This is a genomic window from Streptomyces sp. NPDC111656, assembly GCF_055656965.1.
On record NZ_JBVKCA010000011.1, the window covers coordinates 301611 to 316430 of the forward strand.

Annotated in this window: 10 protein-coding genes; 4 read left to right on the forward strand and 6 right to left on the reverse strand. The window is 70.5% G+C overall.

Translation table 11 applies throughout. The annotated features are described in order from the left end of the window. The first annotated feature begins 96 nt into the window (after positions 1–96). Both ACZ7M3_RS30555 and ACZ7M3_RS30560 read left to right on the forward strand, forming a co-directional pair. The gene (locus tag ACZ7M3_RS30555; RefSeq protein ID WP_472067243.1) at positions 97–1287 is read left to right on the forward strand and encodes a sensor histidine kinase; all 1191 of its coding nucleotides are present in this window, start codon (positions 97–99) and stop codon (positions 1285–1287) included. Further along, on the forward strand, positions 1284–2042 hold the full coding sequence (locus tag ACZ7M3_RS30560) for a response regulator (RefSeq protein WP_472067245.1): 759 nt from the start codon (positions 1284–1286) through the stop codon (positions 2040–2042). Before ACZ7M3_RS30555 ends, ACZ7M3_RS30560 begins: the two co-directional genes overlap by 4 nt. 44 nt (positions 2043–2086) lie before the next feature. Here the strand turns inward: ACZ7M3_RS30560 and ACZ7M3_RS30565 are convergent, their stop codons facing one another. Further along, on the reverse strand, positions 2087–3133 hold the full coding sequence (locus tag ACZ7M3_RS30565; protein WP_472067247.1) for an FUSC family protein: 1047 nt from the start codon (positions 3131–3133) through the stop codon (positions 2087–2089). Positions 3134–3193: 60 nt separating this feature from the next. Here ACZ7M3_RS30565 and ACZ7M3_RS30570 point away from each other — a divergent pair, with 60 nt between their 5' ends. Beyond that, on the forward strand, positions 3194–3649 hold the full coding sequence (locus tag ACZ7M3_RS30570) for a MarR family winged helix-turn-helix transcriptional regulator (RefSeq protein WP_217568403.1): 456 nt from the start codon (positions 3194–3196) through the stop codon (positions 3647–3649). A 92-nt stretch (positions 3650–3741) separates the two neighbouring features. Here the strand turns inward: ACZ7M3_RS30570 and ACZ7M3_RS30575 are convergent, their stop codons facing one another. Together ACZ7M3_RS30575 and ACZ7M3_RS30580 are read right to left on the reverse strand one after the other, a co-directional pair. Then, positions 3742–5088, reverse strand: coding sequence for a hypothetical protein (locus ACZ7M3_RS30575; RefSeq protein ID WP_472067249.1), 1347 nt, complete (start codon positions 5086–5088; stop codon positions 3742–3744). Between the two features lie 185 nt (positions 5089–5273). Continuing rightward, positions 5274–8291 carry a glycoside hydrolase family 3 protein gene (locus ACZ7M3_RS30580; protein WP_472067251.1) on the reverse strand — a complete coding sequence of 1006 codons (3018 nt, stop codon included), beginning with the start codon at positions 8289–8291 and terminating at the stop codon, positions 5274–5276. A 327-nt stretch (positions 8292–8618) separates the two neighbouring features. Here ACZ7M3_RS30580 and ACZ7M3_RS30585 point away from each other — a divergent pair, with 327 nt between their 5' ends. Further along, a complete protein-coding gene (locus ACZ7M3_RS30585; protein WP_472067253.1) occupies positions 8619–10487 on the forward strand; it encodes a ricin-type beta-trefoil lectin domain protein in 1869 nt (622 codons plus the stop codon). A 405-nt stretch (positions 10488–10892) separates the two neighbouring features. Here ACZ7M3_RS30585 and cimA read toward each other — a convergent pair whose 3' ends face one another. The 3 genes from cimA to ACZ7M3_RS30600 form a co-directional block, all read right to left on the reverse strand. Further along, positions 10893–12497 carry a citramalate synthase gene (cimA, locus tag ACZ7M3_RS30590; RefSeq protein WP_472067255.1) on the reverse strand — a complete coding sequence of 535 codons (1605 nt, stop codon included), beginning with the start codon at positions 12495–12497 and terminating at the stop codon, positions 10893–10895. Between the two features lie 284 nt (positions 12498–12781). Then, positions 12782–14101: an MFS transporter gene (locus ACZ7M3_RS30595; protein WP_472067257.1), complete on the reverse strand. Its 1320-nt coding sequence runs from the start codon at positions 14099–14101 to the stop codon at positions 12782–12784. A gap of 142 nt (positions 14102–14243) precedes the next feature. After that, the gene (locus ACZ7M3_RS30600) at positions 14244–14780 is read right to left on the reverse strand and encodes a TetR/AcrR family transcriptional regulator (protein WP_097227439.1); all 537 of its coding nucleotides are present in this window, start codon (positions 14778–14780) and stop codon (positions 14244–14246) included. Positions 14781–14820 lie beyond the last annotated feature (40 nt).

Below are 14820 nucleotides of genomic sequence, written 5' to 3' on the forward strand. Positions count from 1 at the left end.
CCCTGTCACGAGGGACGGATCGTCGACCGGGTCCCCCGTGTGAGGGAGAAACCCCAGGGTGACGCGCCGCGGCGCGTCCGACGGCACAATGGCGGCATGGGCGAGGACACGGCGCGACGCGGCGAAGGAATCGCGGGGGTGCGGAAGTTGCTGCGGCACTTCCCCGCCTCCGTGACCTACCCGGTTGCCCTCGCGCTCCTCGCCTGCGCCGAGGTCCTGATCCGACTCGGGGGCCTGCGCGAGAACCTGTCGCTCGCCCTGCTGCTCGGGGTCTGCACCACCCTGCCGCTCACCTTCGTGCTCGGCACCGACCGGGTCCTGCCGGCGCGGGCCGGGGCCGCCGTGGCCGTGACCTCGGCGGGCGTGCTGGCGCTTGCGCCGTTCCGCACCCTCACGCTGGCGGGGGTGGCGGCCCAGCTGGCCTCGGTGTACTGGCTGGGACGGGCGGGGGCGCCCCGGTTCAGCGGAGTACTCGTCGTGCCGTACGTCGTGCTGGCCCTCGTCAGTCAGGGCGACCTCACCACCCGGGTGATGGCCGTGCTGGTGGCCACACTCGCCTCGGCGGCGGCCGCGACGGGCATCACGCACCACGTCCGCAGCGCCACGCTGGCCCACAGCGCGACGGAGCGAGCCTTCGCGGACACGCTCCTCGCCCACGCGGCACGGGGTGAACGGGCGCGCATCGCGAGAGAGTTGCACGACGTGGTCGCGCACCACATCTCGATGATCGCCGTGCAGGCCGAGACGGCCCGGCTGACCACGGCAGGGCTCCCGGCCGACGGCGCCACCCGGCTGCTCGCCATCGGGGACACCGCGCGGACCGCGCTGACGGAGATGCGGCGCCTGCTGGGGGTGCTGCGGGAGGACGCCGACACGGGGGTCAACCGGCGTCCGCAGCCGGGGCTGCGCCAGCTCCTGGAGCTCGTCGACGAGTCCCGGGACGCCTCCGGCTCCCGTACGCGGCTGATCGTCAGCGGGCCGGTCGCCCCGCTCGACCCGGGCATCGAGGTCACCGCGTACCGGATCGTGCAGGAGGCCCTGACCAACGCCCGCCGGCATGCTCCGGGTGCCGCCGTAGATGTCGAACTTCGGTACACGGAGGACGACTTGGCGATCCGTGTGCGCGACAACGGGCCGGGGCCCGCGTCCCCGACCGCCGGGCACGGTCTGCTCGGCATGCGCGAGCGGGCCGCCACGGTCGGCGGCACCCTGCGCACCGGTCCGGCGCGCGGCGGTGGCTTCCTGGTCGAGGCGCGGCTGCCGGTGCGGGCGGAGGCTCTCGTATGACGACCGCCGTAGAGGCCTCGGAAGCCGAAGGACGGGTCCCTGCCGTGCGGATCGTGGTGGCCGACGACCACGAGGTGGTGCGCGCCGGGTACGCCGGACTTCTCGCCACCCAGGCGGACTTCACCGTCGTCGGCACGGCGCGCGACGGCGCCGAGGCGGTGCGGGTCTGCCGGGAGCAGCGTCCCGACGTGATCCTCATGGACGTACGGATGCCGGTCATGGACGGGATCCAGGCCACCGCCGAGCTGATGGGGCCGGAGGCCGGGGACGCACCGCGGGTACTCATCCTCACCACCTTCGATCTGGATGAGCATGTGTATGACGCGCTCGCGGCCGGGGCGAGCGGGTTCCTGCTGAAGGACGTGACGGCGGAGCGGCTGTTCGAGGCGGTACGGGTCGTGGCCGCCGGGGAGGCGCTGCTCGCGCCCGTCATCACCCGGCGGCTGATCGCCGAGTTCGCCCGGCTCAAGCCCAGGGCGCCGACGGGGACGGCGCTCGGCGTGCTCACCCCGCGCGAGACGGAGGTGTTGCGGCTGCTGGCGGAAGGGCTGTCCAACCCGGAGATCGCCGCGCGGCTCCAGGTGGGCGAGGAGACGGTGAAGACCCATGTCAGCCGGGTGCTGTCCAAGCTGGGGCTGCGCGACCGGACGCAGGCGGTCGTGACGGCGTACGAGACGGGACTGGTCGTGCCGCGTGCGGCGGCTCCGGAAGCGTTCGGGCGGCAGGATCCGCGGGGGAGGGCGGGCGCGGGATGAGACCGAGCGGGGAGGGACTGCGTGGAGAGGGGTCGCGGGGTTGGTCAGGCGGGGCTGGGGGCCGGTGTGCGGCGGCGTGGGATCGGCAGAACACAGCAGGCCGACGCGACCGCCAGGACCGCGCCGACCGCGATCGCCCCGAGACGGGTGGGCAGCAGGTCCTGCGCGTCCTGGTCGAAATAGCCGAGGAGGAGGGAGAGGGCGGTGGTCATGCCGGCGGCCCAGTAGGCATGGTTCAGCGGACGTAGCCACAGGGCGACGGCCAGTACGGCGAAGATCAGGACGACGGAGGTCCGGCCGGTGACGCCGGCGGCGGCCACCGCGGTGGCGAGCAGTGTGCCGGCGCAGGCGCCGACCAGGCGCTCGACTCCCTTGCGTATGACGTCGGCGCGGCCGCGGTTGCCACTCGCGACCACATACACGGTCAGGACCATCCACGGCCAGTGGTGGTCGAAGAGGATCCGTCCGAGGGTGAAGGCGGCGGCGACGGCGGCGGCCATCTGCCACGCCATGCGGGTGCTGGGGACGGGGCGCAGTCGGGAGGCTCGTCGGGGGCGGTCCGGTTCCGGGTCGGGCTGCCAGGGGCCGAGGCGGTCGGCGGACATCTGGACCAGCCAGACGCAGCCGCAGGCCAGCAGCCCGATCACCGCCGACCAGCCCCAGCTCACCAGCGCGCTCTGGGCCCCGGGCGGCAGCGCGGGGCCGGGGACGACGAGCAGGGCGACCAGCGGCAACGTCATCAGCGTGCCTGCCTTCGTCGCGGCCGGGCCGAAGCGGCGGATCCAGATCGGCAGGGAGATGGCGAGGGTGAACACTCCGGCGCCGAGTGCGTAGTGGTCGGCGATCAGGTGGCCGAGCAGGGTCGCCGCGCCGGCCGTGGCGGGCAGCAGGACGCAGGCCAGGAGGCGACCGCGGGCGTCGGCGGTCCGTTGGGTGCGGGCCAGGGTGAGGGTCAGCGCGACCGCGAGGACGAGGACGTCCGTGTGCAGTGCGGCGGCGTCCTCCAGCCACAGGGCGAGGGAGTAGGAGAGCAGCACGGCCGTCATGGTCAGCGCTGCTTCGTAAGCATTGCGTATGTGTTTGACGGGCATAGTGGTGATGGTAGGGGGATTCGGGATGGTGATTAGTAAGTTTTCGCTTACGATATGTGGATGGATCATCTCTCCTACGCGGCCCAGGTCCGGCGTGGTGTCGTCAGGCTCAACCGGCGGCTGCGGCAGGAGCGGGGCGAGGGCAGCCTCAGTCCGAATCAGCTGGGGGTGCTGGGGCACTTGCGTCGGCACGGGGCGGCGACGCCCGGCGAGGTCGCGGCGGCCGAGCGGCAGCGGCCGCAGTCGTTGACGCGGGTCTTCGCCGAGCTGGAGTCGGACGGGCTGATCGCGCGGACGGCCGACAGCGCGGACCGGCGCCAGTCCGTGCTGACGCTCACCGCGGAGGGGCTGCGGGCGCTGGAGCGGGACATGGCTGAGCGGGATGCCTGGCTGGCGGCGGCCCTCGGCACATTGAACGAGACCGAACGTGAGGTGTTGCGACTGGCGGGCGCGCTGATGGACCGCCTTGCGGATACCGAGCCTCGGGGGACTTCGTCCGGAACGGCCGCGCTGTAGAAGGCCTTGGCCGGGACTGCTGTGCGCTTCAGATCTGTCGGGGACAGCTGCGCATCAGATCTGTCGACTGCTGCGTTTCAGAGACCTTCGCTTCAGAAGCCACTGCCGAAGTCTCCTCCTCCGCCGCCGAAGTCGCCGCCACCGCCGTCCCCGAAACCGCCGCCGAAGTCGCCGGGGTCGAAGTCGGAGCCGGAGACGTCACCGCCGCCGTAACCACCGAAGTCCCCGTAACCGGAGCCGTAGTCGGATGCGTAGGAGGGGGTGGCCATCACGCTGCCGAGCAGGGTGCCGACGAGGAGGCCGGGGAGCAGGCCGCCGCCGAAGTAGCCGCCCGCCCAGGGGCCGTAGGCCGGGCCGGCGTCCCAGTACGGGCGGCGGCCGTAGTCGGTGTCGACCTCGCGGACCGCCGGGGCGCGGCCGTCCGCCAGACGGGCTTGGTCCGCCGCGCAGACCGGGACCTCGCGGGGAGCACCGTCTGCCGGGGTCCAGGTCGCGTCGGCGACCGACGGGCCGTGTCGGGGGTCGAAGAAGCAGGGGGCGCGGCGTTCGGGCAGGGGCCTGCCCTCGCGGCGGGCGGACAGGAGCGCGAGGGAGAAGCGGCCGTCCTCCAGGGACTGGGTGACGGCGCGTACGTCCTCCGGGCGGCGGGCCGCTGCCATGGACGACTTCGCCTGTTCGTAGGCGTCGAGCGCGCGTTCGTAGTCGGCGCGCATCGCGTCGTCGGCGCCGGCCTCGGCGGGGTGGAAGTCGAGCCGGTCGAGTTCCTCGCCGAACGCGGTGATGTCCTCGTCGACGACCACGCGGAGTTTGTCCAGTGCTTCCTGCTGTTCCTGCTCTTTGCGGCGGCGGTTGCGGCGTACCAGGGTGTAGGCGCCCGCGCCGCCGGCCACGACTACCGCGGCCACCGCGATGAGGGCGCCGGTGGAGACGCCGTTCCCGTCGGTCGAGCCCCAGCTCTTGGGGGCCGAGCCGTTGATGTTGGCCAGGGCGCGGTCCGTGAAGTTGTTCAGCTGGGTCTTGGTGGGTTCGCCCTTGACGCTGGTGACGAGGTTCTGGACGGCGGTGCGGGGCATGACGGCGGTGTCGGCGCGGGCGTCGAAGCGGGTGCCCAGTCTGATGGCGTACAGGCCTGTGATGCCGGTGTCGGTGCGGAGGTTCTGGAAGAGGTTCTGGGTGGGGAAGTCCGCGGGGAGGACGGCCACGAAGACGGGCTTGTTCGCGTTCTTGATCTTCTTGGCCAGGGTGTCGGCGTCCGCCTTGGAGAGCTGTGCGGAGGCTGCCGGGTCCACGTAGACGGGGCTCTCGCGGAGGGCTGCCGCCACTGTTCCCACGTCTGTGGTCGCGCGGGCGGGGGGTGCGGTGAGAGTGAGCACCGTGAGGGCGGCGAGTATCAGCGCGATCAGCAGTCCGGGGAGTCCTCGGATCAGTGCGGCCTTCATATCTCCGAAGCTACCTGAACGTGCGCAAAATTGGGCATTGGGGCTGGTGGGGCTGGGGTGGTCCTAGGGGGCTGGTCGCGCCGTTCCCCGCGCCCCTGAAGGGGCGCTGCGCGCATCCTCAGCCGGAGGGGCGGCGGGGCGGGAGAGGCTTTGCCCCCCGGCCCCGCCGCATCAGCCTCTGGTCGTCACCTGGCTCGGTAGGCCTCCAGGAGTTTTGTCAGTGCCTGGGTGTAATGGGCGGTCAGGAGTAGGTGGTCGGCATCTGCGAAGGGCTTGGCGAGGGCTGGGGTGATGGTTGAGCCTGTGCTCTGCTGGACCAGGAGACGGGCCTTGGTGACCGCGGCGCGGCCCAGTCGCGCCGAGCCGGTCCGGTCCGCTGTCCGGGCGAGGAGGGTGAGGGCCTTGAGGGTGGCCTCGCCGCCCCCGGAGACCTTCGTGAGTGTGGTCAGGCCCCAGCCGTAGGGGAACTGGGGATCGTAGGACGCGTCGCCGACGTTGATCGGGAGTTGGGTCTGCGACTTGGGCCAGGTGACGGGAAGCTGGCCGGTGAAGGCGCGCTTGCCGTACAGCACGTCCGCCACGCCGTCGCCCTCCGTGCCGGGCAGCCACGAGGCCACCAGGGCGTCGATCTCACCCAGACGGTCGCCGATGAGCTGCGGGCGGCCCGAGACGATCAGGACCGCGCACTTCATGGCCGCGCACACCTTGTCCACGGCGGCCTGGTCGGCGGGGGTCAGAGCGAGGTCGTTGCCGTTGCCCACATCGCCGACGCCCTCCGCGTAGGGGGTCTCGCCCACGACGACCACACCCACGTCGTAGCCGGACGTCGGTGCCGAGGCGTCCTTCGAGTAGGTGACGTCACCGCCGGCGTTCCGCATGCCCTGCAGGATCGTCGTACCGTCCGTGTGCTTCCCGGACGCGCCCTGCCAGGTGATCGTCCAGCCGCCGGTCTGGTTGCCGAGGTCGTCGGCGTTCGAACCGGCCACGTACACCTTCTGGGACTTCTTCAGGGGCAGGACGCCGGCCGCGTTCTTCAGGAGGACCTGGGACTTGGCCGCCGCCTCGCGGGCGACCGCCCGGTGGCCGGCGGAGCCGATCTGTGCCGCGCCGCTCGTGTCCGCGTACGGCTTCTCGAAGAGGCCGAGTTTGAACTTCTGGGTGAGGATGCGGGACACGGCGTCGTCGATCCGCTTCGCGCTGACGCGGCCCGCGGTGGTCTCGTCGATCAGCGTCGTACGGAAGTCCTTGTACGAGTACGGCACCATCATCATGTCGACGCCCGCGTTGACCGAGGTGCGGACGTGGGAGGCGTAGTCGCCGGGGAGCTGGTCGATGGCGTTCCAGTCACTGATCACGAAGCCGTCGAAGCCCATCCGGCCCTTGAGCACGCCGTTGATCATGTCCGCGCGGGCGTGCATCTTCACCGGGCCCTGGCCGTCGCCGAGGATGTCGAGGGAGGAGTAGGACGGCATGACCGAGCCGATGCCACGGTCGACCGCCGTCTGGTACGGCGCCAGGTGGACAGCCTCCAACTGCTGCCGGGTGACCTTCGTGACGCCCTGGTCGATGGTGTACGAGCCCGTCGTGGACGAGCCGTACTCCGTGCCGCCGTCGCCGACGAAGTGCTTGGCCGTGGCCAGTACCTTGTCGTCGTCCTTCAGGTCCTTGCCGTCGCGGGCGCCCTGGAGGCCCTGGATGACCGTCTCCATGGACTTCACGAGGGCCGGGTCCTCACCGAAGGACTCGTACGAGCGGCCCCACCGTTCGTCGCGGGTCACGCACAGGCAGGGGGCGAAGTCCCACGGGATGCCGGTGGCACGGACCTCGGCGGCCGTCACCGCGCCCGCCTTCTCCGCCAAGCCCGGGTCACGGGTCGCGCCGATGCCGATGTTGTGCGGCATGATCGTCGCGCCGGTGAGGTTGTTGTGGCCGTGCACCGCGTCCACGCCGTAGATCAGCGGGATCTGGAACCGCGTGGCCTGCGCCCGGAGCTGGTAGCCGTCGATCATCTTCGCCCAGGCCGCGGGGGTGTTGGGCGTCGGCGTGGAGCCGCCGCCGGAGAGCAGCGACCCGAGGTCGTACGAGGCGATGTCGCCGCCCGCGCCGATCGCGCCTCGTTCGGCCTGGGTCATCTGCCCGGCCTTCTCCTCCAGGGACATGCGGGACACGAGGTCGGCGACCCGTTTCTTCACGGGCTGTTTCGGGTCCAGGTACGGCAGGCCGTGGGCGTCGATGACGATCTGCGGGGTCTCGGCGGGAGCCTTCGCGCCGGTGACCGTGAGCTTCAGGGGGATCGTCTCGGCGGGTTCGGCGGACTTGTCGCGCAGCGTCGGGACCTGGATGGCGCGGGTGGTGCCGGAGGTGGTGCCCGCCGGGAAGGTGATCTCGCCCTTGACCGGTGTGTAGTCCTTGCCGGGCTGGGCGGTGCCGCCCGCGCTCTCGTAGGCGACGGTCACGGGCTCGTCGATCGGGGCGGCTCCGGTGGTGGCGACGGAGAGCTTCACCGTCGCCGTCGCGCCCTCCTTCACCGGGTGGACGGCGGAGTCGGTGGTGACGGAGGCCCGAAGGGACTGGTCGGCCTTGCCGTACAACTCGACGTCGTCCATGGCGAACCGGCCGTTGACGCCGACCGGGAGCGTGAGGGCGTACCCCCACATCTGGGTGAGGCCGAGGACCTGATCGATGCCGCCGACAGGCTGGTAGTCCGTGCGATAGGTGAAGTCGGTGAAGGGGATCTCGATCTGCTTCCAGCCGGTGAAGTCGTCGGTGAAGGACGTCGTCCACAGCTCGGAGGCCTCGCCGTTGGCACCGCCGTCCTTGATCTCGAAGGCGACCTTCTTGGCGTTGTTCTGGCCGTCCCACCAGAAGCGGATGCCCTTGTGGGCCGACCAGTCGTGGGCCGGCTGGTCGAAGGCGAAGTCGTGGGTGAAGCCGCCGTAGCCGCTGATGTCGTAGGTGCCGGTGAGGGCCTTGGTGCCCTCGGGGGCGTCGGTGCGGGTGGTCAGGGCGAGCGCGGGCGGGTCGTCCGCGTCACCGCCCCAGGTGAACAGGCCCCCGGCGGGGGGATTGGCGAAGGGGACCTCGCCCTCGAAGCGGTCGACGGGGACGGGGGCCGGTTCGTCGGCCGTGGCCGCTCCGGCCGACAGGAGCGGCAGCAGCCCCGTGAGCAAAGCGGCGGAGGCGAGCAGGGCGGTTCTTCGCATGGACCTTCCCTCGACTCTACGTAGTCCCTGTAATACCTGGTGATCCCTGGTGATCCCTGACTGAATGCCTGACCGGATGCCGGGCTGGATGCCTGGCGGCGTCTCTTCCGGTTGGTCTCTTACGACTTAGATCACGGCGTGAGTTAACTGGCGTCCCGGGAGGCCGTCAAGACTTCACGTCAGAACCGGTACACGGGCAATGAGCGGCCGGATCAGGGCAGTTGTTCTTTCACGCCCTGAACGCGCGACCCCTTGACGTGGACCCGAAGCCGTCATTTACTCACGGCTCGCACGCCCCCTCCCCCACACCCAGAAGGGCGACGCGTCATGAGGAGATCCACTCGGGCGGTCCGTTTTCTTCTCGCCGGACTGCTCACCACCGCCGGACTGACCGCCGTGACGGCGGCGCCCGCGCACGCCGCGGGCGAACCCGTCACGGCCTGGCTGACCACGACGGACGACGACGGCGGACGCCATGTCGTCCGCGGGCTGCAGGCCCAGACGCCGTTCGCCTTCCAGGCCGGTACCGGTGGCAGCGGCGAGAACATCACCGTCGACGAGAACACCCGCTACCAGACCTTCACGGGCGGCGGCGCGTCCTTCACCGACACCGCGGCCTGGCTGATGAACAGCAGCGGGGCGCTGTCGGCGGCCACGCGGGACGCGACGATGCGCAAGCTGTTCTCGCCGACCGAGGGCATCGGGCTCTCGTTCCTGCGGAATCCTATGGGCGCGTCCGATCTCGCCCGGTACGGGTACACGTACGACGACGTGCCGGCCGGGCAGAGCGATCCGTCCCTCTCGTCGTTCTCGATCGCGCACGATCTGGCCGACGTGGTGCCGCTGACCAGGCAGGCGCTTCAGCTGAACCCCTCGCTCACCGTGATGGCCTCGCCGTGGACGGCGCCCGCCTGGATGAAGGACAGCGGGCAGCTCAACGGGGGCTGGCTGAAGTCGGAGGACTACGGGGCGTACGCCTCGTACTTCGTCAAGTACCTCCAGGCGTACCGGGACCAGGGGGTGCCGGTCTCCTACGTCACGGCGCAGAACGAGCCGACGTGCTGCTCGGGGTATCCGTCGATGAGCTGGAACGCGTCGGGGCTCGCGTACTTCACGAAGAGTGAACTGCTGCCGAAGCTGCAGGCCGCGGGGCTGTCCACGAAGGTGCTGGCGCACGACTGGAACTGGGACGTGTACGACTCGTACGCCGCCCAGACCGTCGACGACGCGGCCGTGCGCGCGCATCCGAACTTCGGGGGGATCGCCTGGCACGGGTACGGCGGGGACGTGGGCAAACAGACGAGCGTGCACAACCAGTACCCGGGGGTGGACGCCTTCGGGACCGAGCACTCCGGTGGCACCTGGATCGCCAACCAGCAGCGCGAGGACATGCTCAACATCGTCGACTACACGCGGAACTGGGCGAAGTCGGTGACGAAGTGGTCGCTGGCCGTCGATCAGAACCGGGGGCCGCACAACGGGGGGTGCGGGACGTGCTCCGGGCTGATCACCGTCCACAACGGGGACGGGGCGAGTGGACAGGTCGACTACACGATCGAGTACTACACGATGGGGCAGTTGACGAAGTTCGTGCGGCCGGGGGCGCAGCGGGTGGCCTCTACGGCGAGTACGTCCGTGTCGAACGTGGCGTGGCGCAATCCTGACGGTTCCAAGGCGCTGATCGCCTACAACGACTCCTCGTCCGCGAAGACCGTGACCATCAACTGGGGCTCGCAGCACGCGACGTACTCGCTGCCGGGGAAGACGTCCGCGACGTTCACCTGGGCTGGGGAGCAGGTCGGTGGGGGTGGGCAGACGGGGGCGTTCGTGGGGCTCGCGGGCAAGTGTCTTGATGTGGCCGGGGGGTCGTCGGCGAACGGTACGGCGGTTCAGTTGTACGACTGCAATGGCTCGAACGCGCAGCGGTGGACTGTGGCGGGGGACGGGTCGGTCCAGGCGCTGGGCAAGTGTCTCGACGTCACGTCGGCGTCCACGGCTGATGGAGCGAAGGTGCAGCTCTACGACTGCAATGGGACTGGGGCGCAGCGGTGGTCGTACAACGGGGCGACGGGTGACGTGGTCAATTCGGCGGCGGGCAAGTGTCTGGATGTGACGGGTAATTCGGCGGTGAATGGGGCTCGGGCGCAGATCTGGTCCTGCACGGGGGCGGCCAACCAGAAGTGGGCGCTGCGCTGACGGGGCTCGCCCGCTTTTCTCGCCCCCGCCGCCCCTACCCGTCCCCCAGGGGCTCCGCCCCTTCAACCCCGCCAGGGGCGCTGCGCCCCCTGGACCCCCGCATCGCCCAAAGGGCTCGTCCTCAAACGCCGGACGGGCTGAGTGATACGGGCCGAGGTGGGTGGGGCATCGGCCCCCGACCTCGTCCTCAAATGCCGGACGGGCTGAAAGATGCGCGCGGCGCCCCGTCAGGGGCGCGGGGAACTGCGCGCCGAGCCCCCACCGGCCGACGGCCGAACGAATCCGGGCGGGCGGGGGACGCGGGGCGAAGCCCCGCCCCAGGGGCGCGGGGAACTCCGCGACCAGCCCCCGCCCACCCGCAGACAAACGAATCGGGTGGGCGGGGAGCTGAGCGGGCTCGGGCGGCTACTCCGCCGGTTCTACGCCCGCGCGCAGCAGGCCGTACGTGTACGCGTCCTCCAGCGCTTGCCAGGACGCCGCGATCACGTTCTCCGCCACGCCCACCGTGGACCACTCCCCCGCGCCGTCGGACGTGGAGATGAGGACGCGGGTGGTGGACTGGGTGCCGTGCTTGCCTTCGAGGATGCGGACCTTGTAGTCCACGAGCTCCAGCTTGGCGAGCTGGGGGTAGATCTTTTCGAGGGCGACCCGCAGGGCACGGTCGAGGGCGTTCACCGGACCGTTGCCCTCCGCCGTGGCGACGATGCGCTCGCCCTTGGCGAAGAGTTTGACGGTGGCTTCGTTGGCGTGGGTGCCGTCGGGGCGGTCCTCGACGATCGCGCGCCAGGACTCGACCTGGAAGTACGTGCGGGCCCGTCCCTCCGCCTCCTCGCGGAGCAGGAGTTCGAAGGAGGCGTCCGCCGCCTCGTACGTGTAGCCCTTGAGCTCGCGTTCCTTGACGCGTTCCACGACGCGGCCCACCAGCTCGCGGTCGCCGCCGAGGTCGACGCCGAGTTCCTTGCCCTTGAGCTCGATCGACGCGCGGCCCGCCATGTCGGAGACCAGCATCCGCATGGTGTTGCCGACCTGTTCGGGGTCGATGTGCTGGTAGAGGTCCGGGTCGACCTTGATCGCGGAAGCGTGCAGGCCCGCCTTGTGGGCGAAGGCCGAGACGCCGACGTACGGCTGGTGCGTGGAGGGCGTGAGGTTGACGACCTCGGCGATCGCGTGCGAGATGCGGGTCATCTCGCGCAGGGCGCCGTCCGGGAGGACCTTCTTGCCGTACTTCAGTTCCAGGGCGGCCACGACCGGGAACAGGTTCGAGTTGCCGACCCGTTCGCCGTAGCCGTTCGCGGTGCACTGGACGTGGGTCGCGCCCGCGTCGACGGCGGCCAGGGTGTTGGCGACCGCGCAACCCGTGTCGTCCTGGGCGTGCATGCCGAGCCGGGCGCCGGTGTCGGCGAGGACCGTGGCGACGACCGCCTGGACCTGGGCGGGGAGCATGCCGCCGTTGGTGTCGCAGAGGATGACGACGTCGGCGCCCGCCTCCCAGGCCGCGCGGACGACCGCCTTCGCGTACTCGGAGTTCGCGCGGTAGCCGTCGAAGAAGTGCTCGCAGTCGACGAAGACCCGGCGGCCCTGCGAGCACAGGTGGGAGACCGTGTCGCGGACCATCTCCAGGTTTTCGTCGAGGGTGGTGCGCAGTGCGAGTTCGACGTGGCGGTCGTGGGACTTGGCGACCAGGGTGATCACCTGGGCGCCGGAGTCGAGAAGGGCCTTGACCTGCGGGTCCTCGCTCGCCTTGCCGCCCGCGCGGCGGGTGGCGCCGAACGCGACCAGCTGAGCGTGCTTGAAGTCGATCTCCTGCTGGGCGCGGGCGAAGAACTCGGTGTCCCGCGGGTTGGCGCCGGGCCAGCCGCCCTCGATGAAGCCCACGCCGAAGTCGTCCAGGTGCCGTGCGATGGCCAGCTTGTCCGCCACGGTGAGGTTGATGCCCTCACGCTGCGCGCCGTCGCGCAGGGTCGTGTCGAAGACGTGGAAAGAATCGTCGAGCTCGCTGGTTTCGGTCATGGTGTTCGGCTCCTGATGTCGGATCTCGGTCTGTACCGGAATGACCGGCTCCACCGTCCTCCAATGATCCCTCGCGCTCCCTTCCCGGCTTGAGGTGGGCCAGGAAAACGAAAAACCTCTCGCGGGTGCGAGAGGTCTGCGCGCGGGTCGAGGACGACGATGTCCGCCCGTACGTGGTGGTACGTGGCGGTCACTGCGGACCGGCGCGCCTGCTGCCAATAATCATGGCGAACGAGAGCACGGGGGCAGTCTGGCACATACCGCCCCCGTGCTCACGGGTTGTCTCAGGATGCGAGCCGCGCCTTGGGCTCCGAGGAGGGTTCCTGGCCGCGGCCGACCCGGTTGAGATCCAGGTCGCGGGTCTCCCGCATGGTGACGTAGACCACCAGCGACACCGCCGCGCACCCCGCCACGTACCAGGAGAAGCCGGACTCGATGCCCGCGTCCTTGAACCACAGGGCGACGTATTCGGCCGTACCGCCGAAGAGGGCGTTGGCGATGGCGTACGGGAGGGCGACACCCAGCGCGCGGACGCCGGTCGGGAACAGCTCCGCCTTCACACAGGCGTTGATGGAGGTGTAGCCGGTGACCACCACCAGGGCCAGCAGGGCCAGGCCGAGGGCGGGCCAGAAGCTGCCCACGTGCCCCAGCATCGTCATGATCGGGACCGTCAGGAACGTCGAGCCCACCGCGAAGGTGATGAGCAGCGGCCGGCGGCCGACACGGTCGGAGAGGCGTCCCGCGAGCGGCTGGAGACAGGCGAAGACGATCAGCGCGGTGAAGGAGACGAGGGTCGCGGTCTCCTTGGGCAGGCCCGCCGAGTTGGAGAGGTACTTCGTCAGGTAAGTGGTGTACGTGTAGTAGGCGACGGTGCCGCCCATCGTGAGCGCGATGACCAGGAAGGCCTCCCTCCGGTGCTGCCACAGCGCGCGCATCGTGCCGCGCTCCTCGCCGGACGCGGCCTCCTCGTACACCTCGGTCTCCAGCATCGTGCGCCGCAGATAGAAGACGACGGCGGCGCCGAGCGCGCCCACGATGAAGGGGATGCGCCAGCCCCAGTTGTGCAGCGCGTCGTCGGACAGGGTGCGCTGGAGGATGATCTGCAGGCCGAGGCCGAGGATCTGGCCCGCGGTCATCGACACGTACTGGAAGCTGGAGGCGAAGCCGCGCCGGTCGGGGGCGGAGGCCTCGGTGAGGTAGGTGGCGCTGGCCGCGTACTCGCCGCCCACCGAGAGCCCTTGCAGCAGGCGGGCGACGAGCAGGACGGCCGCGCCGCCGTAGCCCGCCACCGCGTAGGTCGGTGCGAAGGCGATGAGGAGCGCCGACAGCGACATCAGGGTGACGGTCAGCGTCAGGGCGGTCTTGCGGCCTCTGCGGTCGGCGATCCGGCCGAGCAGCCAGCCGCCGACCGGGCGCATGAAGAAGCCGACCGCGAAGATGCCCGCGGTGTTCATGAGCTGGGCGGTGGGGTTGTCGTCGGGGAAGAAGGCTCCGGCGAAGTAGGTGGCGAAGCTCGCGTACACGAACCAGTCGAACCACTCCACCATGTTGCCCGCCGAGCCGACCCAGATCTTCTTCCAGTGCTCTCGTCCCGTGAGTGCCATGAGCCGTAACGTGCCCGCTGATCACTGCCGCGACAAGGGCGCCTCACGTTTTGTTCATTGCGTTCATGACGTTCACCCCCGCGTCGGACGCCGCGTCGGACGGTACGGCCGCGCCGGTGAGCGTGAGCAGGCCGGGTGACGGTCAGCTGAGGGATTCGTCCAGAAACTCCCTTACGTGGCGCAGGATCCGCTCTCGGTCCGTGCCGCGCAGTCCGATCGCCACATGGATGGAGAAGCCGTCGAGCAGGGCCCGCAGCCGGGCGGCGCAGCGGTCCGGGTCGACCGGCCGGAACTCGCCGCGCGAGACACCCTCGGCGATCAGCGCGACCAGGTCCCGGTGCCAGGCGCCCTCGATGGCGACCTGCCGCTCGCGGGCGGCGTCGTCGGCGTTCTGCGAGCGGTTCCAGACCTCCAGCCAGAGCGTCCAGTGCGGGTCGCGGTGGCCGTCGGGGACGTACAGGTCGACGTACGCGTCGAGCCGCTCACGGGCGGTGCCCCGGGCGGCGAGCAACCGGCCGCGCTCGGCGCCGAGCCGCCCCTCGCTCCACTCCAGGGTCTGCAGGAGCAGCTCGTCCTTGGAGTGGAAGTAGTAGAGGAGATGACCGCTGCTCATGCCGACCTCGCGGCCGAGCGCCGCCATGGTGAGCTTCTCCAGACCGCGCTCGGCGATCATGTCCATGGCGGCGGCCAGCACGTCCTCGCGCGGAGGCGCGTTCTTC